This window comes from Streptomyces albipurpureus (genome assembly GCF_023701525.1).
Lineage (GTDB): Bacteria > Actinomycetota > Actinomycetes > Streptomycetales > Streptomycetaceae > Streptomyces > Streptomyces albipurpureus.
In genome coordinates, this window is record NZ_JAMQAW010000034.1 from 35737 (window position 1) to 60684 (window position 24948).

The 24948-nt window shown below is 70.3% G+C and carries 19 protein-coding genes and 1 pseudogene; 14 read left to right on the forward strand and 6 right to left on the reverse strand.

Going from position 1 to position 24948, the window contains the following annotated elements; genetic code table 11:
* Nucleotides 1-138: 138 nt before the first annotated feature.
* Both NBG84_RS27005 and NBG84_RS27010 read right to left on the reverse strand, forming a co-directional pair.
* Entirely contained in the window at nt 139-2805 is a 2667-nt protein-coding gene (locus tag NBG84_RS27005; protein WP_250922224.1) for a lanthionine synthetase C family protein, read from the reverse strand.
* Complete coding sequence (locus NBG84_RS27010) at nt 2799-3878, reverse strand: radical SAM protein (protein ID WP_250922225.1); 1080 nt, start codon at nt 3876-3878, stop codon at nt 2799-2801. The genes NBG84_RS27005 and NBG84_RS27010 overlap by 7 nt, the downstream gene beginning before the upstream one ends.
* A gap of 274 nt (nt 3879-4152) precedes the next feature.
* On the opposite strand from NBG84_RS27010, the gene NBG84_RS41205 reads away from it, so the two are divergent.
* On the forward strand, nt 4153-6216 hold the full coding sequence (locus tag NBG84_RS41205) for a sensor histidine kinase (RefSeq protein WP_250922226.1): 2064 nt from the start codon (nt 4153-4155) through the stop codon (nt 6214-6216).
* A complete protein-coding gene (locus NBG84_RS27020; protein ID WP_250922227.1) occupies nt 6209-6895 on the forward strand; it encodes a response regulator in 687 nt (228 codons plus the stop codon). The genes NBG84_RS41205 and NBG84_RS27020 overlap by 8 nt, the downstream gene beginning before the upstream one ends.
* Nucleotides 6896-7010: 115 nt before the next feature.
* Here the strand turns inward: NBG84_RS27020 and NBG84_RS27025 are convergent, their stop codons facing one another.
* On the reverse strand, nt 7011-8207 hold the full coding sequence (locus NBG84_RS27025; RefSeq protein WP_250922228.1) for a PucR family transcriptional regulator: 1197 nt from the start codon (nt 8205-8207) through the stop codon (nt 7011-7013).
* Between the two features lie 195 nt (nt 8208-8402).
* Here NBG84_RS27025 and NBG84_RS27030 point away from each other — a divergent pair, with 195 nt between their 5' ends.
* The 5 genes from NBG84_RS27030 (at nt 8403) to NBG84_RS27050 (ending at nt 14916) form a co-directional block, all read left to right on the forward strand.
* Nucleotides 8403-9956, forward strand: coding sequence for a GMC family oxidoreductase (locus tag NBG84_RS27030; RefSeq protein ID WP_250922229.1), 1554 nt, complete (start codon nt 8403-8405; stop codon nt 9954-9956).
* Nucleotides 9956-11668 (forward strand): aldehyde dehydrogenase family protein, encoded by a 1713-nt coding sequence (locus NBG84_RS27035; RefSeq protein WP_250922230.1) that lies wholly within the window; start codon nt 9956-9958, stop codon nt 11666-11668. The genes NBG84_RS27030 and NBG84_RS27035 overlap by 1 nt, the downstream gene beginning before the upstream one ends.
* A 46-nt stretch (nt 11669-11714) precedes the next feature.
* Nucleotides 11715-13262, forward strand: a complete 1548-nt coding sequence (locus NBG84_RS27040) for a long-chain-fatty-acid--CoA ligase (RefSeq protein ID WP_308312116.1) — start codon at nt 11715-11717, stop codon at nt 13260-13262.
* A 364-nt stretch (nt 13263-13626) separates the two neighbouring features.
* On the forward strand, nt 13627-14268 hold the full coding sequence (locus NBG84_RS27045) for a hypothetical protein (RefSeq protein WP_250922232.1): 642 nt from the start codon (nt 13627-13629) through the stop codon (nt 14266-14268).
* Nucleotides 14269-14712: 444 nt separating this feature from the next.
* Nucleotides 14713-14916: a cold-shock protein gene (locus NBG84_RS27050; RefSeq protein ID WP_250922233.1), complete on the forward strand. Its 204-nt coding sequence runs from the start codon at nt 14713-14715 to the stop codon at nt 14914-14916.
* Between the two features lie 412 nt (nt 14917-15328).
* Here the strand turns inward: NBG84_RS27050 and NBG84_RS27055 are convergent, their stop codons facing one another.
* The 3 genes from NBG84_RS27055 to NBG84_RS27065 form a co-directional block, all read right to left on the reverse strand.
* Complete coding sequence (locus NBG84_RS27055) at nt 15329-15901, reverse strand: hypothetical protein (RefSeq protein WP_250922234.1); 573 nt, start codon at nt 15899-15901, stop codon at nt 15329-15331.
* Nucleotides 15902-16222: 321 nt separating this feature from the next.
* Nucleotides 16223-18442: a cytochrome P450/oxidoreductase gene (locus NBG84_RS27060; RefSeq protein ID WP_250922235.1), complete on the reverse strand. Its 2220-nt coding sequence runs from the start codon at nt 18440-18442 to the stop codon at nt 16223-16225.
* A 132-nt stretch (nt 18443-18574) separates the two neighbouring features.
* Nucleotides 18575-19657, reverse strand: a complete 1083-nt coding sequence (locus NBG84_RS27065) for an NAD(P)-dependent alcohol dehydrogenase (RefSeq protein ID WP_250922236.1) — start codon at nt 19655-19657, stop codon at nt 18575-18577.
* Between the two features lie 73 nt (nt 19658-19730).
* Between NBG84_RS27065 and NBG84_RS27070 the strand changes: the two genes are divergently transcribed.
* The 7 genes and pseudogenes from NBG84_RS27070 to NBG84_RS27095 all read left to right on the forward strand — a co-directional run.
* Nucleotides 19731-21179 (forward strand): aldehyde dehydrogenase family protein, encoded by a 1449-nt coding sequence (locus NBG84_RS27070; RefSeq protein WP_250922237.1) that lies wholly within the window; start codon nt 19731-19733, stop codon nt 21177-21179.
* A gap of 331 nt (nt 21180-21510) precedes the next feature.
* Nucleotides 21511-21672 carry a hypothetical protein gene (locus NBG84_RS27075; RefSeq protein WP_250922238.1) on the forward strand — a complete coding sequence of 54 codons (162 nt, stop codon included), beginning with the start codon at nt 21511-21513 and terminating at the stop codon, nt 21670-21672.
* 116 nt (nt 21673-21788) lie between these two features.
* Nucleotides 21789-22046 (forward strand): hypothetical protein, encoded by a 258-nt coding sequence (locus NBG84_RS27080; protein ID WP_250922239.1) that lies wholly within the window; start codon nt 21789-21791, stop codon nt 22044-22046.
* Between the two features lie 691 nt (nt 22047-22737).
* Nucleotides 22738-23016 (forward strand): annotated as a pseudogene (locus NBG84_RS41610) (alcohol dehydrogenase catalytic domain-containing protein); the annotation flags it as partial.
* Between the two features lie 215 nt (nt 23017-23231).
* On the forward strand, nt 23232-23417 hold the full coding sequence (locus tag NBG84_RS27085; protein WP_250922240.1) for a hypothetical protein: 186 nt from the start codon (nt 23232-23234) through the stop codon (nt 23415-23417).
* Complete coding sequence (locus tag NBG84_RS27090) at nt 23414-23812, forward strand: hypothetical protein (RefSeq protein ID WP_250922241.1); 399 nt, start codon at nt 23414-23416, stop codon at nt 23810-23812. Before NBG84_RS27085 ends, NBG84_RS27090 begins: the two co-directional genes overlap by 4 nt.
* A gap of 337 nt (nt 23813-24149) precedes the next feature.
* On the forward strand, nt 24150-24948 hold a 799-nt coding region (locus NBG84_RS27095; RefSeq protein WP_250922242.1), incomplete at its 3' end, for a BMP family ABC transporter substrate-binding protein.

Consider the following 24948-nt stretch of genomic DNA (forward strand, 5'->3'; position numbering starts at 1 on the left):
CACGATGGCCGCCGGCCGGTGGCACGGGTGGACCGGCTACTACTCAAGACCGGTCGTGCTGGTGTAGCTGTTGTTGCAGGGCCACAGGGAGGGGGTTTCCTCTTCCATCTCCTGCAGTTCGAGGATCTCCGACATGTCTCACACCTCCTTCTCGGTCTCGTAGGGGCGGGGCCGCGTCCCGAGGAAGGGCAGGACCTCGCAGGTCCGGTCGCCTTTCGCGAGAGCGGAGTTGAGGGCGAGCAGGACGCCAGCCGATCCGGTCGCCAGGTCCGCGGAGAGCCGCAGCAGGCGGTACCCGGGGAACACCAGGGCTCCCTGGTGGAGCCGGGCATGCCATCCGAGCCGACGGATCTGACGGTTCAGGAGGGGCCGGGCCACCGCGTCGCAGCTGCGGCGGACCTCGTGGCGGCGCTCGGGGCAGTCCGGGGCATCGGGCGCGACGGGTGGTTCGCCGAGGGCGGCCAGGGTGGCGATGACTCCCGCTCTGCCGCGCAGCAGCCCGGAGTTGTGGACGTGGACGGGGGCGCAGGTGCGTCGGATGCCGTCGAGGAGGGCGGCTGCCCGGGGGTCGGGCCGGTGCCTCAGCAACTGGTGCAGGACCAGTCCCGCACCGGCGCTCCCGCCCTGGAGGTAGGGCAGGCCGCGCGCGCCGTCGTCCAGCATCACCGTATGGTCGGCCAGGGTCCGGCAGCGGGCGAGATCGAGGTCGAGCGCCCGGCGAGCGGCCGTCAGCAGTCCGGTGTCGCCCAGGTGTTCGTACAGACGCAGCAGAAGGAGGGCGATGCCGGCCGGGCCGTGCAGGAGTCCGTGCGGTGGGTGATGGCCGGGCAGGGTGGGAAGTGGCCCCCGATCGATCAGGGCGACGAGTCGACGGGCTCGTTCCAGCGCCTCGTCCAGCAGGGTCTGCTCCCCGGTGGCCCGCGCGAAGTGCAGCAGGGTCAAGGCGATGCCGGCCTCTCCCCGCTCCAGGTCCGGGCCCAGGGCGCGGTCCGTGGCCCAGTGGCACCGGTCGAGCAGTTCCAGGGCGGCGTCGCGGCGCCCGATGAGGTCAAGCGTGTAGGCGATCCCGTGGACTCCGTCGTAGAAGCCGGCCTGGGAGGGCGCGGAGCGCTCCGCGGCCTCGGTCAGCCAGTCGGTGTACTCCCGCGGGATCCGGGCGCCCGAGCGGTGCAGCGCGTAGAGCACTCCAGCGGCTCCATGGCCGAAGGAAGGTCCGCCGATGTCGTCCGGGCCGGTGGGAGTGGAGGGAAAGAGCCGGTCGGGTCGGTCGGGGGTGGCGGTGGTGTGGATTCCGTGCACCAGCGCGTCGCGCAGGGCGGGCCAGTCGGGCGGATCACCCGCGAAGAGTTCGGCGGCAGGGTCCCGTGCGGGCTCGCGGGCCGGTGGTCCGACGGCCGGTGGGAGGAGCGGCTCGTAGTCGGGCGGCTGAGGCAGCGGGTAGTGCCGTTGCACCGCGTCGGCCAGGGTACGCAACCGGCCGGGACATCGATGGTGGGGCACCGGCAGGAACAGCCAGAGCCGCAGGGCCGCCAGCAGATACCGGGCGGCGTGCGCGCCCCGCAGATGCGCCGGCACGGTGAACTGCTCCGCCTCCGCATCCGGGCACACATCCGGTGCGGGGCCCCGAAAGGCCCGCTCAGCGTGGCCGGCCTCGCTCCGGTGCCCGGCCATCATCCAGCGCACGGACTCCCGCTCGGTGAAGAAGGGGCCGGTCAGCGCGATCCCGCCGTCGGGGCGCAGCAGGATGTGCCGCGGATGCAGTACCGGGGGGAGCAGACCCCGAGCCAGGACGGCGTCCAGTGCCGCCGCCACACGATCGAGGATGTCCACCGCCCAGTCCGCGTATCCGGGGGCTTCCTCTCGTGCCCGTGTCTCGGAGGTGAGCGGGCAGGCGCTGGTCGCCGCATGGAGCAGCGGGGCGCCGGTGAGGTGGCGGGTCGCCAGGAAGACGTGCCCGCCGTAGCTGCCGGTGTCCACGATCTGCGGTACGCAGTCCAGTCCCGCCAACCGGGCCAGCGCGTCGGTCCGGTGGCGCAGCCGGGTGACGGCGTCCTGGCCGTGCCGGTCGATGCCGGCGTACGGGCGGGCCTCGCGCAGTACCACGGGGGTGCCGTCGGGTTGGTGGACGGCCCGGTAGACGCCCCCTCCGGGGGTGAGCCGAAGCGCTGCCTCGACGGCGTAGGGGAATCCGTCGGGGGCGGTGGACACCGGTGGGGCGTGGACGCGGACCGGCGGGGTGACACCGTCGGGCAGGGTGAAGGAGGGCCGGAGAGGTGTGCGCGGGTCGGTGACGAGGGCGCCGTGGCGGATGTGGAGCGGGCCGTGGCCGTATGGCAGGCCGCTGAGGATCCGCGGGCCCGGTAACGCGTCCAGCAGGACGGCCAGTTCGCGCAGGGAATCGGCCAGGGCCGCCTCATCGGGTGGGGCGATGACCGCCACCGTGCCGGCCTCGGCGCGATCGGTACCGCTGCCGTGGTCCGCGTTCAGCATCCGTACGGCTGTCGCGCTGCGGGGGAAGGCGAAGGGGTAGCGGCGGTCGACACAGTGCCCCGCGACGATCTCCACGGCGCGTGCCGCGCCGGTCGGGATACCGGACACCACGATCCGCCAGCCGGGGGTGTCCGGTGCCGCCTGGGACCCGGGCCGCCACGTCACCCACCAGCCCGTCTCATCGCGGTCCCAGCCGGGGGGCGGAGGGCGGTCGGCTGCCGGGAGCCGCGCGCTGGTGTCGGCGATTCGTTGTGGTGCTTCGTAGACATCGGCGTCGGCGAGGGCGAACCGTTCGTATCCGGTGAGGCTCAACACGACGGCGCCTGAGTCTCGGCTCCGGCGGCGGTGTGCGCTTCCCGGGCGCGCCGATCGATGAGGAGCCGGACCTCGTCCGACGCGAACCGGAGGTCCAGGCGGCGGGTGGCCTCCACCCAGTCCGCCATGGTGCGCACCGCGGACAGGGCCTCCACCACGAACGGGTCGCGCCAGCGGGCGCGGGCCCGGTCCCACAACAGGTCCGCCGGCTCGTGCAGGAGGTTGCCCACGGTCCCCTCGTACAGCGGCATCGCCCGGACCTCTCCGTCCGGCTCGATGTGCATGATCTGCTGGTCACCGCCGGTGGCGAGCCGGTCGGGGAACATGCCGAGGTTCAGATTGTCCGCGGTGAACACCTCGACGGTGGAGGGCGCCAGCGCGCGCAGCCGGGCGAGGAGGGCGGGGTGGGCCAACTCCGCCAGTCGGTCCCATGTGAGCAGTTCCGTGCGGGCGAAGTCGGGGCGGTTGGCGAGCCCGGCGGGAACGGCCGCGTTGAACGAGAGGGCCGACAGATGGGGGAACCGGGGCGCGATGTCGGTGCAGAACCGTTCGAGCTGTCCCCTGTTGCTGTTCACGACCACCGCGTCGATGCCGAAGCGGAGCGGAGGCTGACCGGCCTGCCGCCGTTCGCGGGCCACGGAGTCGAGGAGCGCGAGGGTCCTGAGCGCACGCTCGTGGGAGCCGACCCGGCCCCGTATCCGGTCGTGCACCTCGGCGGTCGCCCCGTCCAGGCTGACCAGCACCTCGCGGAACAGGTCCGCCAGGCGCTCGGCCATGGGCCGGGTGAGGGTCCAGCCACTGGTGTTGACGCCGAGCCGGATACCGGCCTGTACCAATTGCTCCGCGACCGTGAGGACACCGCGAACCAGCAGCGGTTCACCGCCCGACAGGGCGACCACCCGGGGCTTGAGCGTGATGATGGATTCGACCACCCGCACCATCTCGGCGGGCGCCAACTGACGGGATGGCCGCCGCCCGGATTCCGAGTAGCAGTGGGAGCAGCGCAGCGGACAGGCGTAGGTGATGTCCCAGACGATCACGTCAGGCGCCTTGGCCGTATCAGCCGTACTCATGGAACCGCCCTCCTTCCCGTTACGGACGGGCCGCGGCTCCTTCACCGCTGCGGCCCTGCTTCTGGCGGCACGCCAAGCATGCGACGGGCGGTGGGGTCGGCTGCAGCGTGCAGGCCACCAGTTCGACATGGAGGTTCTCCGCCATCGCGATGGGCGGTCTGCCGCCTGGACACGTGTTTGGTGGCCTGGAAAGGCGGTCTGTCGCCTGGACACGTGTTTGGTGGCCTGGAAAGGCGGTCTGTCGCCCGGAAAGGCGGCTCCGGATACTGGGGAGGTGATCTTAAAAGGGCTGCTGATACGAACCGTCGCGGTGGTGGGAGGGAGCTGTCTGGCGTACGCGGCGTTCGTCGGCACCTTCGTCCTGCAGAACCGGTACACCTTGCCGTGGATACTCGGCTCGGTCCTGCCCTGCTACCTGGCGGGGCTGTTCGCCGTCCGGCACGCTCCGTCGAGTCCGGTAGCGCGCCGACTGCTGCTCGTCGGGGCCTGGCTGTCACTCAACATCACGGTGCAGTACACGAACCGGTGGCTGCTCATGGAGGCGGACCAGGTCCGCCCGCTGCTGGCCGTCACCCAACTGACCCAGATCACCGCCCTGGTGGCGAGCGTTCTGATGGTGCGGCTGCTGGCACTGCTCCCCGACGGGACGTACCGCTTCTCCTACGAACGCGTGGTGCTGCGCCTCCTATGGGCCCTGTTGGCCCTGCCGGTGGTGCTGCCCGCGCTGGGCGTCGCCCCGCGTACGACCCATCTCGTGGTCTTCTACTACCCGGAGGCATGGCTTCCGGGCTGCGGCGCCGTGCTGTTGGTGATCCGCTGCCTCCTGAGCCGCCGGGCCACCGGGGTCCCCCCGGAGCGGGCCGAGGCGAGCAGCGGCAAGCTGCTGACGGTGGTCTGTGCCGGAGCCCTGGTCCTGCTCGCCAGGGCCTCTTCCCGGCTGTTCCGCGCATGGCAGGGGGACGAGGGCTACCTCTACTTCATCGGTACGGTGCTGGGCGCGCTCCCGTACATACTCACCTCGCTCGTGGTGGTGTACGCGGCCTTCCGATACCGCATCCTGGGCGTGGACATCCCGGTCCGCCGCTCCGTCGTCTACGGCATCCTCTGGCTCATCATCAGCCTCTGGTACCTGGGCATGGCGATCACCCTCGGCCTCACCGCGGTCCAGTACTTCCCCATCGGGTTCGCCCTGCTCGTCGCCGTCCTGTCCACGGCGCTGTTCCAACCCCTGCGCACCCGGCTCAACAGGCTGGCCCGACGCTGGGTCTTCGGCCGGCGGCCGTCGGGCTTCGAGCTGCTGACCCAGTTCGGCACCACCCTGGGAAACGCCCACGACCTGGCGCGCCTGGCCCCCCAGTTGGCGAGTGAGCTGCGGAGCGGCCTGGGGCTCGGGTGGGTCGAGGTGCGGCTGCGGGCTCCCGGTGTGTCCGACGCGGTGTACGGCCGGGCCGGCGCGCGACAGGGAGGCAAGGCCGGCTCCCACCCGCTGCGCTACGGCGAAGAGGTCCTCGGAGTCATCGAGTTCGGCCTCAAGGACGGCGGCCGCATGACCGACGAGGACTACCACGTACTGCGCTCGCTCGCCCAGCAGGCCGTCCTCGCCGTCCACAACGTCCATCTCAATGCCGAACTCACCCTGCGGGTGGGGGAGGTGCAGCAGCAGGCGGTCGAACTCGACGCCTCCCGGGCCCGGATCGTGCAGGCGCAGGACACGGAGCGCCGCCGTATCGCACGCCGTCTGCACGACGGGCTCCAGCAGCAACTGGTCACCCTCCTCGTCAAGGCGCGGCTGGCCCGCGTGAGGCTGCAGCACGGTGGAGACGTCGACGCGGCCCTCGCCGAGGTCCAGGACGACCTCTACCGCGCCGTCGAGGAACTCCGCGACCTGGCACAGGGCATCCACCCGCCCGTCCTGAGCGACCAGGGGCTGGTCGCCGCCGTGACCTCCTGCGCCCGCAGGCTGCCGTTACCGGTGTCCCTCCAGGTCCAGCCGGGCCTCGAAGGCACCCGTTTCACCACCGAGACCGAGGAGTCGGCCTTCTACCTCGTTTCCGAAGCCCTCACGAACGTGCTCAAACACGCGGGCGCCCGCACGGTGGTGCTCAGGCTCGCACTGGAACGCGACCACCTCGTCATCGAGGTCAGCGACGACGGCCATGGAAGGGCGGCCGTGCCCCGCAGCGGCTCGGGACTGGCCGCCATGCGCGACCGCGTCGAGGCGGTCGGAGGCCGCTTCGACATCCACAGCGCACCGGGCCGGGGCACCGTCATCAACGCCCGGCTCACGGCGCTACCGCGGGAGACCCCCCAGACAGTGAAGGAGCGCATCAATGGCTGAGGAGCGCCTGCGCGTGGTCATCGCCGAGGACTACTACCTGCTCCGCGAGGGCCTGCGCCAGCTACTGGAGGAGTGCCGCCTCGTGGAGGTGGTGGCCGCCGTGGGTACCGCGGACGAACTACTGGCCGCCGTGGACCGGCTGCGGCCGGACGGAGTGATCACCGACATCCGCATGCCACCCGGCCACCGCACGGAGGGGATCGCGGCCGCGCACGCCATCCGCACATCCCACCCGGGAACCGGAGTGGTCATCCTGTCGCAGCACGCCAACGAGAGCTATGTGTTCGACCTGTTCCAGCACGGCACGGACGGACTGGCCTATCTGCTCAAGGAGCGGGTGGGCGAGCTGGACCAGCTGCTGCGCGCCGTGCGCGAGGTCGTCGCCGGACGGTCGGTCATCGACCCCCGGATCGTCGAGGTGCTGTTGCGCACCCACTCGCGCGCGGCCGATGCCCCGCTGGCGGCCCTGACCCAGCGCGAGAGCGAGGTCCTGCGGCACATGGCGGAAGGCAAGACGAACCGTGCCATCGCCGGGGCGCTCCACCTGGCCGACTCGACCGTGGAGAAGCACGTCAACGCCGTCTTCACCAAGCTGGGTCTGAGCGAGGAGACCAATCTCCACCGCCGTGTCAGCGCGGTACTGGCCTACCTCCACCACACCTACGCGCCCGAACCCTGACCAGCGGGCCCGCCGTTGCCCGATGTCAAGGCCCGCGACCCGGTCCCGGCACTGGCGAGCGGGGAGCCAGCGACCACATCCGCGACCCGGCCAACGAGCCCCGCAAGGGCTTGTCCTACGCCCTGGAACCCGTACCACCCGCCAGCCGTACCGCCCGCAGCGCAATGTACAACTCGGCACAGGAGTCCGCGTCCGTGGTCCGGCGACCGGTCAGGGCGGCGATCTGGTTCAGTCGGTACAGCACGGTGTTGCGGTGACAGTTCAGCCGCTCGGCGGCCCGCGTGGTCGAACCGCCGGCGGTGAACCAGGTCTCCAGGGTGTCCAGTAGCAGTGTCTGCTCAGCGTCGGGAAGGCCGCGCAACCGTCCGAACACCGTACGCGTCACCTCCGCGGCGATGTCAGGTGAGGCCGCTGCCAGCAACGCGATCGGCGAACTGCCGTAGACATGGGTGCCGTTGGTGCCGGGCGGCAGGCACTGGGCCGCCATCTGGGCCTCCCGCCAGGCGCTGGGCGCCTGCGCCGGAGAGGCGAAGGGGCGACTGACACCGACACGGGACATGGCCGACCGGGCGAGCTGCTCGCCTGCCGTGGTCGCCGCGTGCTCGTTCGGCAGGGCGAGCAGCCCGACCCGGGAGCCGATCTGCTGGATCCACTCCGAGCCGATCCCCGCGGTCCGCAGCCGGGTGTCCACGGCCGGAAGGGGCTCGGTGCCGTCGTTGATCTCGGCGCACACCACCAGGAAGGGACCCTGCCGGTCCAGACCCAGCACCCGCACGGTCTCCCACGCTCCGGCGCCGTTCCCGGCGCTGCCGTCGAGGAGGGTGGTGAGCAGGACGCTCCGGGCGGCCGCGTCCCGGCGTGACTGCTCCTCCACGGTGGTCCGGTACGCCTCGGCGGCGGCGCCCGAACACTCGTCGATCACCACCCAGATACCGGACGCCATGTGGAGCAGCTTGGTGGCGCTGCCCTCCGCCATGGCCATCGCGAGCAGCCGGTCCCAGATGAAGCGCCCAGCCAGCCGGAAGGCATGCAGCAGAGCGGCGAGCGGGATGCCCTTCTCCGCCTTCAGCCGACCGGCCGCGCGAGGCGCGTCCAGCGGCGTTGGACGCCCCTGGAGCGCGGTGAGTAGCGTCCGCAGATTGTCGTGCACGGCGCTACGCAACTGATCATGGCTGAGCAGGGTGCTCTCGACGTACTGGTGCTCACCGCTGAGGATCTCGGCGGTGAGCTCGTCGGTGAGGGGGTCCACCGAGGCGAGCAGCCTGCCGACCAGCTCCGCGATGTGCTCGTCGGCACCCAGCGCTGTCGTCATGGGAAGAGCGTAAACCCTCGCCGATTGTGCACAGGCACAATGAGCAGCCCATTTTTCCCGCCCACCGCCTATGGCGGTGCGCCCATAACGCGGCAAACATACCGGTCAACGACGTTCCCCATGATCCGCAGATGTTGCGTTCGCACAGTTGTAGCGGGATCAGGGGCCGGATCAGAGCTGGTCAAAGGAGATCGGATGAACACCTACGACTACGTCGTCGTCGGGGCAGGCTCCGCGGGCTGCGTCCTCGCCGCCCGGCTGTCCGAGGACCCCGGGACACGGGTGGCGCTGATCGAGGCCGGCGGACCCGACACGGCCCAGGAGATCCATGTGCCCGCCGCCTTCAGCCAGCTGTTCAAGAGCGACCTCGACTGGGACCTCGACTCCGAGCCCGAACCCGGTATCGGAGGCCGTCGCGCCTATCTGCCGCGCGGCAAGGTGTTCGGCGGATGCAGCTCGATCAACGCGATGATCTACATCAGGGGCAACCGGGCCGACTACGACGGCTGGGCGGCAAACGGCGCGGACGGCTGGTCCTACAGCGACGTTCTGCCCTACTTCCGACGCTCCGAGGACAATCTCCGCGGTGCGGACGCCTTCCATGGCACGGGCGGCCCGCTGACCGTCTCCGACAGCAGGTCGAACCACCCCCTGGCCAGCGCTTTCGTGGAGGCCGCCATCAGCGCCGGGCACCGCCGCAACGATGACTTCAACGGCGAGAGCCAGCTCGGCGTCGGCCCGTACCAGCTCACCCAGCGCGACGGAATGCGGTGCAGCACCTCCGTCGCCTTCCTCCACCCGGCCATGCAGCGTCCCAACCTCACGGTCCTGTCCGGAGCCCGTGCCGACCGCGTGGTGATCGAGAATGGCCGGGCCACCGGCGTGGAGGTGACCCGGAACAGCGGCACCGAGGTGATCACAGCGGCGCGCGAGGTGATCCTCTCCGCCGGTGCGTACGAGTCCCCGAAGCTGCTGATGCTCTCCGGCGTCGGACCTGCCGACACCCTCGCCGCCTTCGGCATCCGGGTACGGGCCGACCTGCCGGTGGGGGAGGGACTCCAGGACCACTACATGACACTGCTGAACTTCCGCACCGACACGGAGTCCCTGATGACGGCGGCGAGTGAGGCCAACGCCGAGCTCCTCCAGAGCCAAGGGCGCGGCCCGCTGACATCGAACATCGGCGAGGCGGGCGGCTTCTTCCACAGCCGGGACGGCCTGGCCGCTCCCGACGTGCAGTTCCACATGGCCCCCGTGCTCTTCCACCAGGAAGGGCTGGGTCCCATCACCGAGCACGGCTTCGCCTTCGGGCCCTGCGTCCTCGCGCCCACCAGCCGCGGGCGGGTGACCCTGCGCGCCGCCCGCCCGGACGCCGCACCCCGGATCACCCACAACTACCTGACCACCGCCGAGGACCGCGCCGCCATCATCGCCGGCATCCGTATCGCCTTGGACATCGCGGCGCAGGCTCCGGCCGCCAAGGTCATCACCGGCCCCTACGACGTCCCGGACTCCGATTCCGACGCCGACCTGCTCGCTTGGGCGCAGCGCTCGGGGATGACCCTCTACCACCCGACGTCGACCTGCGCCATCGGTTCCGTCGTCGACCCGGAGTTGCGGGTGTACGGCGTGCAGGGGCTGCGGGTCGTCGACGCGTCCGTGTTCCCGTCCGTGCCGAGGGCCAACACCAACGCGCCCACCGTCATGGCTGCCGAGAAGGCCGCCGACCTCATCAAGGGAGCCGTGTGATGACGACATCCTCACCCGCAACCGATCAGCGAGCAGCGGCCGACCGTGCCGTCGCCGACCTGGTAAGGGGCGAGTCGGTGTGGGCCGCCTGCGGGCTCGCCCGGCGCCGGGAACTGCTGGAACGCGTGCACACCGCGGTCGGTGAGCAGGCGGCGGCATGGGTGAGCGCGGCTGCCGCGTACAAACGGCTCCCCGAAGGCAGCCAGCTGATCGGCGAGGAATGGATCACCGGCCCGTACCCCGTGCTGACCGGAACCGGGGCGCTGGCCGCGAGCATCCGGGCGCTGGAGGCAGGCGGCAGCCCCGTCGACGCCTTCACCACCCGCCCGGCACCCGGCGGACGGGTCGCCGTACGGGTCCTCCCGCACAGCACTTACGACCGGCTGCTGCTGAGCGGGTTCAGTGCCGATGTGTGGATGCCCCCGGGCGTCACCACCGAGGAGATCCGGAGCAGGGCGGGCCTTGCTCTGCGCCGCCCGGAGGAGACCGCCGGTGTCACCGTGGTCCTCGGCGCCGGGAACATCACCTCCATCCCGGTCCTGGACGTGCTCTATGAGCTCTACGCCCACAACCGGCTCGTCGTCCTGAAGCTCAATCCGGTCACCGACGGACTGCTCACGGTGTTCCGGGCGGTGCTCGCCCCGCTGATCGACATCGGAGCGGTCCGGGTCCTGACCGGTGGGGCCGACATCGGCACCCATCTCGTCCACCACCCGAGCGTGAACCATGTCCATATGACCGGCAGCGCGGCGACCCACGATGCGATCGTCTTCGGCACGGGCACCGAAGGCGCGAACCGCAAGCGCGCCGGCACCCCGCTGCTCGACAAGCCGGTCACCAGCGAGCTGGGCGGCGTCTCACCCACCATCGTGCTCCCGGGGACCTGGTCCGACGCCGATCTCCGCTTCCAGGCCGAACACGTCGCCACCCAACGGCTCCACAACGGCGGCTACAACTGCGTCGCGAGTCAAGTCGTGATCATCAGCTCCCAATGGGCCCAGAAGGACCGCTTCCTGGTGCATCTGCGCGCAGCACTGGCCAAGGCCCCGGAGCGGCCGGCCTACTACCCGGGCAGCGACGACCGGGTGGCGTCGGCGCTCTCCGAGTACAGCGGCGCACGCAGGATCGGCGACCGCGTCCTCATCGAAGGGCTCGACGCCGGGGCACCCGGTTCGGCGCTGACCACCGAGTACTTCGCTCCAGTGCTGGGCGTCCTCGAACTGCCCGGCGCCCCGGGGGCATTCCTGGACGAGGCGGTCGACACCGCGAACGAGAAGTTCGCCGGAACCCTCGGCGTCAACCTCATCGCCCACCCCCGTACCCTCGCGACCCTCGGCCCCGCACTGGATGAGGCGATCACCCGGCTGCGCTACGGAACGGTCGCCGTCAACGCCTGGACCGGTGTCGGCTATCTGACCGCCACCGCCAGTTGGGGCGCCTTCCCCGGGCACACGATCGACGATGTACAGAGCGGCATCGGCGTGGTCCACAACGCCCTTCTCCTGGCCGGCCCGGAACGCACGGTGGTGCGCGGCCCGTTCCGCCCCGCGCCCCGATCGCTCCTGGCCGGTGAGCCGTCGCTGTCCCCGAAGCCGCCGTGGTTCGTGACCAACCGGACCGCCGCGACGACCGGACGGCTGCTCGCCGACTTCGCGGCCGCGCCCCGCTGGTCGGCCCTCCCTGCGATCTTCGCCTCCGCATTGCGCGGCTGATCCCCCGTCCCTACCGCGCAGACCCCGGAGGAACACCTTGCTCAACTTGGCCGTACTACTGGAGGACACCGCCCGGGAGCACCCGGACCGCGACGCCCTCGTCCTCGACGGCACCCGGTTGACGTACGCGCAGGTCGACGAGGCCGCCGCCCGGGTCGCGGCGGGGCTCGCGGCCCGCGGGATCGGCCGCGGCGACCGGGTCGCCCTGAGCTGCCCCAATCTGCCGTCCTTTCCCATCGTCTACTTCGGCATCCTCAAGGCCGGGGCGACGGTGGTGCCCCTGAACGTCCTGCTCACCGATCGCGAGATCACCTACCACCTCCAGGACTCGGGAGCGAAGGCGTACTTCTGCTTCGAAGGCACCGACCAACTCCCGATGGGAAAGGCAGGCAGGGCCGCCTTCGACGCGGCCCCCGGCTGTGCGCACTTCGTGGTGATCGAAGCCGGCCCACACGAGGGTTCCGCCCGCGAAGCGGCGCTCACACTGGCGGAGTTCACGGCGGGGGCGCCCGCCGGGTTCGACACCGTACCCACCCAGGAGACGGACACGGCGGTCGTGCTCTACACCAGCGGTACGACCGGCAGCCCCAAGGGTGCCGAGCTGACCCACAGCAACATGGTGCAGAACGCGCTGCTGTCCAATCGGCTGTTCGGTACCTCCCCCGACGACGTGCACCTGGTCGCGCTTCCACTCTTCCACTCCTTCGGCCAGACCGTGCAGCTCAACGCGGGCTTCGCGAGCGGCGCAACGGTCGTACTGCTGCCCCGCTTCGAGCCCGGAGCGGCACTGTCCGCGATGGAACGCGAGAAGGTCACCTTCTTCGCCGGGGTCCCCACGATGTATTGGGCGCTACTGACCCATCAGACGGCCAAATCGTTCGATCCAACCGGCATCGCCCGGAATCTGCGGATCAGTGTCTCCGGTGGCTCTGCCCTACCGGTCGAGGTGTTGAAGTCGTTCGAAGAACGCCTCGGGGTGCCGATCCTCGAAGGCTATGGACTCTCCGAGACCAGTCCGGTCGCCACTTTCAACCGCCGGGACCAGCCGCGCAAACCCGGTTCCATCGGCCGTCCGGTCTGGGGCGTTGAGGTGCGGATCGTGCGGGACGACGGATCGGATGCAGAACCGGGTCAGCCGGGCGAGATCCGTATCCGCGGCCACAATGTGATGAAGGGCTACCTCAACCGGCCGGAGGCGACCGCGGAGGCAATCGACCGGCACGGTTGGTTCCGCACCGGCGACATCGGCCGACGCGACGGTGACGGCTTTCTCTTCATCATGGACCGCACCACCGACCTCATCATCCGGGGCGGCTTCAATGTGTACCCCCGCGAACTAGAGGAGATGCTGCTCACCCACCCACAGGTGAGCCTGGTGGCCGTGGCCGGAGTGCCGCACCCAAGCCATGGCGAAGAGGTGAAGGCGTATGTCATCCGCGCGCCGGGAGCCACCGTCACCGAGGAGGAACTCATCCGGTGGTGCAAGGAGAACATGGCCGCGTACAAGTACCCCCGGATCATCGAGTTCCGGGAAACCCTCCCGATGACCGCGACCGGGAAGATCCTCAAGCGGGAACTGTCGGCACCGCACTGAACCCTGCGGTTGCTCCGAACGGGGGACCGGCGTCGGGGCCACTCCCACCCCGAGGCCGGTGTGGTGAGACGCGGGGACCTGTTCGGACAAGGCCCATTGGGTGGTGCTGAGTTCACGGTCGGCGCCCACGGATAGGAGCTTTCAGGGCATGCAGTCCGGGGTACGCAGTTGACTCCGATCGGCCAACGCCTCGACCCGAGCGACCCAGTCTCGAACGGGAGTACCGACCTCCCGACTCGGCCACGCGAGCCCAATCCATCATGGGGCGAGATCCACCAAGGGCTGACATCCCTCCCTTAGCTGGTGATCGGCCGTATAGCCTGATGCGTTGTGCCCGTCGCGCCGATCACTTGGAGCAACACGAATGAGCAATGATCAGTTGTACGCCCGCCTCGATGCCGAAGAGGCCAAGCACAAATCAGCGATTGAAGCACTACAGGGCGAGATCGCCGCCCACAACGCCAAGCTGCGCGATATCGATGGCGCTCGCCGGGCCCTGGCGAGCATCTTCGCCCCCCAGGCAGCTGATCCCGTGCCCGCCGCTGCCGCTGCCGTGGAGGTGTCCGAGAGCGAGTCGGCCGACGATGCCTCCGCCCCCGTTGCGGACACCATCGCGGTGAGCGCCGAGCCAGCGGCGGCGACGGACCCCACCGAGCTCCAGGGCGATGCGGACACAGCCGCGATCGCGGACTCGGCGACCGATGCATCGCACGAGGCTCAGAAGCCGGTGAGGAAGCGGGCCGCGAAGAAGAAGCCACAGAAGAAGTCGCCTGCGAAGAAGGCCGTCCCGGCACAGCGCACCGGCCAGCGGAGGGAACAGATCACTTCTGTTCTCCAGGAGTCCGGTGAGCCCATGAGCGCTGCGCAGGTCGCTGAGGCACTCGGCGTGCTGGAGCCCACCCGCGGTCAGGTCGACGGCGTACGAGGCGTCCTCAACAGCCTTGCGGAGGCGGGCCTGGCCAGCAGGCAGGGGCGGGGGAAGTACGCCTGGGCCGAAGGCAAGTAGTCCGCAGCCATGGAGCTCCGCCCCACCAGGGGCGGGGCCTGTGGGCATGCGAGCCACCATCTGCGCCACTGTGCGGGCTGAACCCATAGGACGGCGTTGTGTGTGTGGTTGAGCCCTGAGTAGCGCTACCCGGGCCGGCTTGGTTACCCCGTTTGGTCGCTCGCGCGCAGTGTGACGTCATGACCGTGGCCCAACGGTGTCCGCGCCAACACTGTTGCTGAGCAGCGGACCGGCTGAAGAGTTCCGGTGGTGTCGCAAAGGGTCCTGGTGCGCAGACGCTGCGCAATGTAGCGTCTGCGATAGCTGTCATGGTTCCGCAGTACCGGTCGCCCGTGAGCGTGAGCTTGCGGGCATTGTGATGTTCAGAGTCTCTGAGGGCCAGGGCGATCACCTCCGGTTCCCGCACCGTGCGGGCGCCGACTACGAGTCCCCTTGGAGGACAACATGGCTACGGGAACCGTCAAGTGGTTCAACTCGGAAAAGGGTTTTGGCTTCATCGAGCAGGACGGTGGAGGCCCTGATGTCTTCGCCCACTACTCGAACATCGCCAGCCAGGGCTACCGTGAGCTGAACGAGGGCCAGAAGGTGAGCTTCGACGTCACCCAGGGTCAGAAGGGCCCCCAGGCGGAGAACATCACCCCCGCCTGATCATCAGCCCTACGGTGCCCGCTCCCGGTCCATCCGGGAGCGGGCACCGTGCGTTCTGCTCTCCTGACGTTCGCGGCCGGCCAGAGCCAGCAGGCCTGCGTGCAGCAGGGTGATGGGCCACGGTACGAGAAGTGCACCGACCGGCACCGGCCTTGACCCGTTCAGCCCGCGTCCGGTCCATCGCCTGGACCCACCGTTCATCAGGAGCACCGGCACGACCGACTGAAGAGGTCAAGACCCTGGCCCCAGCTTGGCCGAGCTAGCTGCCCGGCCAACCTCCCGCGGGGTGATCCGCCTCAGGAACCGGGGACAGGGGGATGCCGTAGGAGCGGATGGAGCCTTCAAGCCCTGACCGCAGTTGTGCCGCCCCCTGGTTCGGCAGGGCTGCCTTGCTTGCGGTGTGGCGTCGGCGTCAGCCCGACGCGGTCCAGCGGAGCGTCCAGGGCGTCATCGGGCCCCAGCCGCCGCGCGAGTCCCGCACCATGAGGAAACTGTCGGCGGCCACCGCGACCGTATGCGTCAACGGGCCATGGTGCCCGGCCAGTCGCTCGGTACGCTTCCATGGGCCCGTGACCCGATGCAACTCGCCTCCGGCCTTGCTGAATTCGACGCTGACCGAGCCTGGCCGGTCCGGGGTCCGCAGAATTCGACTTCCCGAGCCGCTGCTCTGGGCCGTCAGCAACTCGGCCTCCTCAGGTTGACGGAGCGTCAGTTTCCAACGGCCGACCCAACTGCCCTGGACGGCCACCGTACGGATCTTCCTGATCGCCGACAGATCGATCAGAGCCTGCGGCCGGCCCTGCTGCCAGGGCCAGCCGCCGAGTATGACGAGCTTCTCCTCTCGGACCCCTTGATCCGACGCGATCTCCGCGGCAAGCCAGAAGTGCGGGTTGACCAGGGCTCCCGTGCCTTCGAACACACAGAAGCCGCCCATCAGCTCCGGAGGAATCCGCACCTCTCGTGCGCCCCGTCCACTTACTTCCATCAGCACCTCCGATAGTCGCCCGGAGTCTTCCGCGTAGGGATCAGCCGGGGCAAGAAGCGGAGGCGAACGTCGATGCCAACCATCAGCGAAGATGCGCGAGTGCACCCGCCCCCAGGAACTCCCCGACAGAGCCGGCCACGACAGGCAACTCCTCGACAGGTCCAGGGCAGACCTCGTCATCCTGAACTCGCACGTCGGGAGAGCCAGGATTTCATCGGCGAGAACATTGCGCCCGCCGTTGCCCCCTGCGCGAGCTGACCGTTGCCAGGAGATCGGCCGCAGCTGGGCGGCCGGCGGACATGGTCCCCCGGCCGACCAGACTCAGAGGTCCAGCACGAGTCGGTCGCTCTGACAGCGCCCGACGCAGATCATCATCGTGCGCCCGGCAAGGCGCTCCTCGTCGCTGAGCACGGAATCCCGGTGCTCCGGTGTCCCGGCGAGTACACGGGTCTCGCAGGCGCCGCAGTATCCCTTCTCGCAGTCGTAGGACAGACCGCTCACGGCTTCGCGCAGGACCTCGATGAGGCGACGGTCAGGCGGCACGGTGAACGTACCTCCGGTGCGGGCGAGCTGGACTTCGAAGGTCCGGTTCTCCGCGGCGTCGAACGCCGTTTCGAGGTCGTCCCCGGCGGCGAAACGCTCCAGGTGCAGCCGGTCGGTGAGGTCCAGACGGGTGCACTCGCGCTCGACGGCCGCCAGCATCGGTGGCGGCCCGCACGCGTATACGGCGGTGTCCGCATCCAGCCCACCCAGCAGCCGGGGGAGGTCCGGCAGCCCGGCCTCGTCCTGCGGGAGGAGGGTGAGCGCGTCGCCTGCGACGGCGGCGAGCTCGTCGGCGAACGCCATCGTGGAGCGGGTGCGTCCGCCGTACACGACGGTGAAGGGCGCGCCACGTCGGGCGGCCTCGCGGACCATGGCGAGGATCGGGGTGACGCCGATGCCGCCGGCGAGGAACAGATAGGACGGCGCCTCGGCGAGCGGGAAGTGGTTGCGCGGCCCGCGTACCGCGAACGTGGCTCCTGGGCGGGCGAGGTCGTGGAGTTCGGCCGAACCGCCCCGGCCCAGGGGCTCACGCAGGACCCCGATGCGCCATGTCGTGGCGTCGTTGGGGTCACCGCACAGCGAGTACTGACGCAGTCGGCCCGAGGGCAGCCGCAGCTCGACATGTGCGCCGGGCCGCCACACGGGGAGTTCACCTCCGTCGGGCAGGCCGAGGCCGACGGCGACGACGCCCTCGGCCGCGGCGCGCACCGCGGTCACCCGTAGCGGGGTGGGGGTGCTCAGCACGCGGACCGTGCCTGCCGAGGCCGTTGCCCGGGGACCGGGAGTGAAGACGGCAGGGGCCGCGTCCCAGCCGGACTGGTTGCCGCGCGTGGGGTAGGGAACGAGCCCCTCCTCGATCACCCGGTAGTCGGGCAGCCGGGTCAGGACCTGCGTCATCATCGCGCGGAACATGGCCCGGGCGAGGTGGGCGCCGGCGCACCGGTGCGATCCGATCCCAAAGCTGAGGTGCCGACTGGCGTCCCGGTCCAGTCGTACCTGCTCGGGGTCGGGGAACACGGCGGGGTCATGGTTCGCGGCGACCCAGGGGATCAGCACCCGGTCGCCCGCCCGCATCGGGCACCCGCCGACCTCGACGTCCTCGGTGACCGTGCGTGCCATCGACTGCGACGGGGCGAACGCGCGGAGGAACTCCTCGGTCGCGCCATCCAGCAGATCGGGGGAGTCGATCAGCCGTTGGCGCTGTTCGGGGTGGCTTGCGAGGTGGACGAGGGTCGATCCGGTCAGCGAGGTGGTGGTGTCGACGCCGCCCGCGATGAGCAGGCCGATCACCGACACCAGTTCGTCCTCGCCGAACTCGCCGCCGTCGGCACGCCGGCCGGCCACCAGTGTGCTGACCGCGTCGGACCGTGGTGCCAAGCGGCGCTCCGCGACCAACTCGCGGATACGCTGGTCCATATAGGCCAGCCCCGCGGCCCCCCGCACGGCGCGCTCACTGCCGGCCGGTGCGGCGAAGATGTCATGGATCGGCCCGGCCAGCTTCGCCCAGTCCTCCTCGGGGAAACCCAACCAGTCCAGGGTGACCGCGGCCGGTAGCGGATTGGTGAGGTCGCGGACGAGGTCGCAGGAACCGAGCTCGATGAAGTCGTCCACGACGCGGGCGGCGTGGCGCTCGATCATCGGTACCAGCTGCTCGATCGCCTCCGGGGTCAGCAGCGGGTTGATCAGCTGCCGGTACGCGGTTGCCCGTGGCGGGTCGAGCTCGATCGGATACTGTTCGAGCCCTGGTCCCTTGGGGATGACGATGCCGACCCCCTGCCCGCCGTGGTCGCTGCGGGCCGAGGAGAACGTCGCGTCGTCGCGGGCGATGCGGGCCACATCGGCGTACCGCGTCGTGTAGTGGAAGCCGTCGTGGGCGGCCGAGCGGCCCACCGGGCAGCGCTCACGGAAGCCCGCGTAGTAGGCGACCGGGTCGGCGTTGGCCGCATCGGAGTGGTGGTCGAAGTCAATGTCGAAGTCAATGTCGAAGTCGGCAGACATGGTGGGCACGCTCCACGTGCTTGGGACTGTGCGCGGTGTTGTCCGGCCGCGCCACCGGATGTCAGCTGCCTCAACGGCGTCGGGTCACCCTAAGGTGCGCCGCTGAGCTTGACAATGCCTGGTGGGCGACGTTCAGAAGGTCAGCACGGCTTTGCCGACCGAGCCGGACCGGACCGCCGCGACGGCCTCGTTGATCTCCTCGAACGGGAAGTAGGTGATCATCTTCTCGACCGGGAACCGACCCTCGGCGTTGAGTTCGAGCAGTCGCGGCAGAAACAGTTGCGGCAGGCTGGCCCCGGCGACGATGCCGGTGACGGTGCGTCCGTTGAGGATGCTGCGCCAGTCGAAGCTCATCGACTCGCTGGGACCGACGCCGATGACACCGGCGCGACCGAGCGGCCCGAGAGCCTCCACCGCGGTACGCAGTACATCCTCGCGCCCGGTCGTGTCGATCACGAAGTCGAACCCCTCGGGGACCAGGGCGGCCAACTGCTCGGCGGTCCCCCCGGCCAGTGAGTCGACGCAGTGCGTGGCTCCGAAGCCGCGTGCCGCCTCCAGCTTGGCCGGGTTCACATCGACGGCCGCGATGACCTTGCAGCCGCTCAGCGAGGCGGCGATGATGGCGGCCACGCCGACGGCCCCCGCGCCGAAGACCGCTATCGACGCCCCGGGGCGCGGCTGCAGCACGTTCAGTACACCGCCGGCTCCGGTCTGGAAGCCGCAGCCGAAGGGGCCGGCCCGCAGCAGGTCCCACGAGGGGTCGATCCTGACGACCGCCCGCTCCGGTGCGACGACATGGCTGGCGAATGACGACTGACCGAGGAAGTGGGCGTTGACCTCCCGTCCCCCGTGGGTCACCGCGGTGGAGCCGTCGGGTCGGCGGCCGGAGAAGTTCACCGCGTCGAAGCCGCGGCAGTAGGCGGGTGAGCCCGTGCGGCACAGGGAGCACGTGCCGCAGGACGTGAAGGACATGGCGACATGATCGCCCGGGCGTACGGAGGTGACGTGTGCGCCGACTCTTTCCACGACGCCCGCCCCTTCGTGTCCGAGCAGCGCGGGTGTGGGGAAGAAGCCGGCGAACTCAAGGTCGGTACCGCAGACGCCGACGGCGGCGACGCGGACGAGCACCTCGTCCGGGCGGGGGTCTTCCAGGTCCACTTCGGTCAGGACGAACGGCTGTCCGGCCTGCTCCAGCAGAGCGGCGGTGGCGCGCACAGGGCCTCCTCAGTGCCTCACAAAGCGAGATTGCATATTGACATGCGTGATGGGGTCGGTCAATGTTCCCCTTATGGCGGCTGTTGACTTTCCTTCTTCCCAACACTTCATCGACGGCGAGTGGGTTGCGGCCCGCGACGGCGGCACGCTGGACGTCCTCGATCCGTCCACCCAACAGGTGATCACCAAGGTGGCCCAGGCGGGCGGCGGCGATGTGGACGACGCGGTCACCGCGGCGCGCCGCGCCTTCCCTGCCTGGGCGGCGACCAACCCGAGTGAGCGCGGGGCACTGATCCGGCGCTGGGCCGACCTGATCATCGCCGAGGTCGAGGCGCTCGCGGCCGTCGAGGCACAGGACGTGGGCAAGCCACTGTCCGGAGGCCGCACAAACATCTACATCGCCCACGGCATCATCGACTACTTCGCCGGCGCCGCCGACAAGCTCACCGGAGTCACGCTGCCGACCCGCAGTCCCGACTACCTGGGCTACACGGTTCCCGAGCCATACGGTGTGTGCGCCGTCATCATTCCGTGGAACGTTCCCGCGGTGCTCACCGCCGCGAACGTCGCACCGGCGCTCGCCGCGGGCAATACGGTCGTCCTCAAGCCCTCCGAGATCGCGCCGCTGGCCCCGTTCGCACTCGCCGAACTCGCCCGCCGCGCCGGTTTCCCACCGGGGGTGATCAACGTCGTAGCGGGCCTCGGCCCCGAGGCGGGTGTCGCACTCACCTCGCACCCGGGCGTCGACCACATCAGCTTCGTCGGTTCCACCGCCACCGGGCGGGCGATCATGACGGCCGCGGCACAGAACCTCGTCCCGGTGAAGCTGGAACTCGGCGGCAAGTCGCCGAACGTACTCTTCGCCGACGCCGACCTCGACACGGCGATCCCCGCGATCGTCACCTCCATCACCGAGAACGCGGGGCAGAACTGCTACGCCGGCGCCCGGCTGCTCGTAGCGGCCTCGGTGCATGACGAGGTCGTGGAGCGGGTCGCCGCCGCCATGGCCGCGGTCAAGACCGGGCCCTGGGAAGCCGACCTGGACATGGGGCCGCTGGTCAGTGCCGCGCAGTTCGCCCGCGTCAGCGGCTTCCTTGAGCAAGCGCCTCGCGAGGGGGCTCGGCTGGTCACCGGTGGCGCACCAGCCGATGAAGGGTGGTTCGTCCGGCCGACCCTGTTCGACCGGGTGGACGCGGGCATGAGCATCGCCCGCGAGGAGGTCTTCGGCCCGGTTCTCGCCGTGCAGTCGTTCCGCGACACCGCCGAGGCGACCGAGTTGATGAACGCGACCGACTTCGGCCTGCTGGCCTGTATCTGGACCAACGACGTCTCCCGCGCGCTGCGGCTGGCGAAGAACGTCCGCTCCGGGCAGGTGGCGGTCAACCAGTTCCATGACGCGGGAGTGATCGGCTTTCCGTTCAACATGCAGAAGGACAGCGGCTTCAGCCGGGGTGGCGGGTACGCGGCGCTGCGCGAGTACACCCAGGAGAAGGGCGTTGCCATCCGGCTGCTGGACCGTTGAGACCGGACAGCATGGGTAGCCACCGCCAGAGCGTGGTCCGGACAAGCCCTGGGGGCGGGGCGGGTCCCCCCCACGACCCCACCGCGCCGGAGCCGGAGCTGACCGAGGCAGTGCCCTGCGGCACTGAGCGCTCGGACGCTCCGGGTGCTCCTCCGGGCGCCGGGGTCGGCAGGTGCGCCCAGCTGTCTGCCCACCGCGGCCCTCGCTGGCGACCAGCGAGGGCCGCGGTGTCGAACCGCGTGCTGGCCGGTGTGGCCGAACCGATGGTCAAACACGCTCGACGGGTGCGGGCGCGGCGTCGCCCGTGTGTACGGGGATGACGGTGGCCGGTGTGCTGCCGAACAGCGACCCCGTGCCCGCACGTGCGGGCACGGGCCGTGCCACCGTCACCGCGCGACTCATCGACGCCGTGCGCGCCGGGGCGAACTGTGCCGCGGCTCTGCCGCAGCACACACCGGCCGACGTCGTCGACGGTTGGGGGCCGGGACGGTGAGCCCTTCGGTGTGCGCGGTGGCCATGGGACCGGGGGTCGAACGGTTGTGACCGCCGGCCGGTGCCTACCGCACGACAGCGACTCCCGCCCGCGCGCCTGGTCCACACCCCTGCCTGATGCGAGTACCCCGTGCGGCAGGAGGCGCGCACACCGTGGACCGCGGTGTCGGTGGCGTTGGGTTCGCCCGCCCGCGGGACCGACTGCGCCGCAGGATGACCGGCGGTGAGTTCGCAGACGGCCGTGTGACGGCGGCCAGCGGCTCCCGTCCCGGCTCACTCAGGGGCCTGGCCCGGGCCTCCACCGAGCCCTCAGGGCCGCGCGGCTTGGCCCGGGCCCGGCGCGTCCCCACACTGCTCACCTTCGACGGCTGCTGACGGCCGTGGGGTCGTCCAGGCACTTGCCTCTCGCGCGTACGTACGTACGACTCGATGCGTACGGTGAAACGCAACTCGCGCCGATCCGGCAGCGTCCGCAGCCGATGGCGACTCAATGTGTCCGGCCGGCCGCGAGGGACCGCCAGCGGAGTGTCTGGAAACAGTCTGGAATCAACTGCGTCCGCACCACGGCTCGGTGAGCTACCGAGCGCGTCAGATCAAGAACCTTCTCGGCACGGCCCCCGCTTCCCACCACCTCGGCGCGACCGCGTCGGGCGCTCATGGCCCTGGACCTGCTCGCCGACCACCACCAGCACTGTGCGGCGATGACGAGCCGGCGCCGGCCGAGCGCTGAACCGGCATTCGCCCTTCGCTTGTCGACCGGCCGCTGAACCGGCATTTCGTACGTCGCCGAGCCGCCGCACGGCCCGGCGACGCCTGCCTGCGCACCGGCCTCGAACCGCCGCCAACTGGGCCCTCGCCCTTGCGAACAGGGGAAACGCCGAGGAAAAGAAGATGTGGTGCAGGAGCGTTGACAGCACCGGGCGCCGGAGGTCAGAGTACCTCGCAATACGTTCCACCACCTCGCAATGCGAGACGGCAAGGGTGAGGAGGCCCCGCGGTGCGAGCCATGGTGCAGACCGATTACAGCGGGCCCGAGGCCGTGTTCCCCCAAGGTGTCCCGGAACCGATGCGCGGATCGCGCGACGTCGTCGAGGCCGAGTACCGCGGGCCGAGCCGACCGGACCCGGTGCGACTCAAGGGGCCAGGCCCGACCCCCGGTTTCCGTCTTCCCCAGGTGCCGGGCGCGGACTTCGCCGGGACGGTGATGGCGACCGGGTTCGCAGTCAGCCCGGTCGTTTGCGGTGGCCGGGACATCGCCGATCCCACCCGGGGCCGAAGCAGTTGCTCGCGCTGCGCGGTGGGTGATCGTACCCACCGGGTCGGAGCGCGCGGCATCGGCGGCAACGCCCCCGGCGCGCCGGCCGCACGCGTACCGGCGTCCGCGGAGACAGGCAGACGCTCGTGCTCGCGAGGGTCGAGAGCACCGAGGCGCTCGTTCCCGGCGACCGGACCGGATACCCGGAGGCCGGCAAAGCGCCCCCCGGCAACGTCGTGCTCGACGCCCGCGACCGCGCCTGAACACCCCGGGGTGATCGGGCCCGTCAGCTCGTCGGGGGCCCTGTGTCGCGCATCGTCTGGGACGTGCTGGTCGACGGCCGTGCGGTGGTCCGCGACCAGGGACCGACGGGCGTCGAGCTCAGCGCAGTCGCCGCGGCTGCCACCGACCGCTCCGCCGCCCTCCGCACGCCCCGCCCCGACCTGGCCCACGGGGCCGGCGGCCGGCCAGTGAAGGAGACCCACCGTTGAACGTCATCGACATCCCCGGGCTTCCGTCGGCGCGGCAGCAGGGCCTGCCGCTGTCGCGATCCGTACCACCGCGGCCGATCGCGATGATCACCACGCCCGTCGCGGGCGGACGGCTCGATGTCGCGCCGCACGGCCACCACACGACGGCCGGCGGCGAGTCTCCGCTGATCGCGATCACCGTCGGTGCCCAGCGCCAGGACACCACGGAGCCGAAGGCCACCCGGCCCCGCAACGAGCTCACCGGCGGGTTCGCCATGAACGTCACGACCGCTGAGACCGCTGAGACCGCTGAGACCGCCGAGACCGCCGAGACCGCCGAGACCGCCGAGACCGCCGAGAACAACGAACTGATCGCCCGTGGGTTACCCCCGCGGCCGACAGCCCCATCCCTCTGAGTGCCGTCTGCACGAAGTGACCGACCGGGACGAACACAGCACCTCTCGGCCGTAGCACACCGTGCGCGCCAGCCGTCCGCGGCATCACCGACAACTCGATCAGGTCCGCCCCGGGCCGTGTCGAACCCACCCGAGTCCGAGCGGCCGGGGAGGGGAATCCCGTGGTGCGTCGCCGTTCCCGTGGTGCGTCCGTCGCAAGGGGAGAGTCCCTCTTCCACCAACAAGAGCGTCTCCGGCGTCGAACTCAACCGAAGCATCGAACCGCCAACTGACCAGCACCCCTGCCGCCACGACCGCCTCGACGGGGCGGTGCAACCCAGCGAATGGAACCACGCACATGACTACACACAACATGCTCTGGCGTCGTGGGGCCGCGGCCGGCCTCGCCCTCGCGGGAGTCGTCGCGCTGTCCGGCTGCGCCAGCAACGAGGAGACCGCGCCCAAGACGACCCCCGCGGCGGGCGGCGGCAGCGGCGCCTCCAGCCTCAAGCAACCCGATGTCAACGGCGACGGCAAAGTCGTCATCGGTGTCCTCAGCCCCGGCGACATCAACGACCGCGGCTACTACCAGAGCTTCGTCGACTCGGCGGACGCCTTCGCCAAGGAGAAGGGCTGGACGGTCATCAAGCGCGGCAGTGTGCCACCGAGCGACGCGCTCACCGCGGCACGCGCACTGTGCCAGCAGCGCGTCGACATGGTCGCGCTCGGCGCCAGTGAGCTCAAGGCCGCCATCCCGGCATCGGAGGAGCCGGTCTGCGGCAAGACCGCCTGGTACGTGCCGATGCAGGCGAACATCGATCAGACCCCGAAGATCCTGCTGTCCAGCGACGATCCCAACCAGTCCATGCTCGTCGCCGGCTTCGCCGCGGGCCTGAAGATGAAGGCGGCCGGCCACACCAAGGCAGGGTTCATCACCGGCATCAAGGCCGACTACAGCGTCGCCGCCTCCACGGCCTTCCTGGCCGGGATCCGGCAGATCGTGCCCAAGGCCACCCTGACGAGCACCTACACCGGCGACTTCAACGACTCGGCGAAGGCCAAGGAGGCCACCCAGGCGCAGATCAGCCAGGGCGTCAAGGTCATCTACCCCTATCTCGGCGGTGCGACCGACGCCTCGGCGAAGCTGGCGAACGCCA

Coding starts and splice junctions, on each gene's coding strand:
- NBG84_RS27010 (WP_250922225.1), bottom strand. CDS start 3,878: ATGAGTACGGCTGATACGGCCAAGGCGCCTGACGTGATCGTCTGGGAC.
- NBG84_RS27020 (WP_250922227.1), top strand. CDS start 6,209: ATGGCTGAGGAGCGCCTGCGCGTGGTCATCGCCGAGGACTACTACCTG.
- NBG84_RS27025 (WP_250922228.1), bottom strand. CDS start 8,207: ATGACGACAGCGCTGGGTGCCGACGAGCACATCGCGGAGCTGGTCGGC.
- NBG84_RS27030 (WP_250922229.1), top strand. CDS start 8,403: ATGAACACCTACGACTACGTCGTCGTCGGGGCAGGCTCCGCGGGCTGC.
- NBG84_RS27035 (WP_250922230.1), top strand. CDS start 9,956: ATGACGACATCCTCACCCGCAACCGATCAGCGAGCAGCGGCCGACCGT.
- NBG84_RS27045 (WP_250922232.1), top strand. CDS start 13,627: ATGAGCAATGATCAGTTGTACGCCCGCCTCGATGCCGAAGAGGCCAAG.
- NBG84_RS27050 (WP_250922233.1), top strand. CDS start 14,713: ATGGCTACGGGAACCGTCAAGTGGTTCAACTCGGAAAAGGGTTTTGGC.
- NBG84_RS27055 (WP_250922234.1), bottom strand. CDS start 15,901: ATGGAAGTAAGTGGACGGGGCGCACGAGAGGTGCGGATTCCTCCGGAG.
- NBG84_RS27060 (WP_250922235.1), bottom strand. CDS start 18,442: ATGTCTGCCGACTTCGACATTGACTTCGACATTGACTTCGACCACCAC.
- NBG84_RS27070 (WP_250922237.1), top strand. CDS start 19,731: ATGGCGGCTGTTGACTTTCCTTCTTCCCAACACTTCATCGACGGCGAG.
- NBG84_RS27080 (WP_250922239.1), top strand. CDS start 21,789: ATGCGAGTACCCCGTGCGGCAGGAGGCGCGCACACCGTGGACCGCGGT.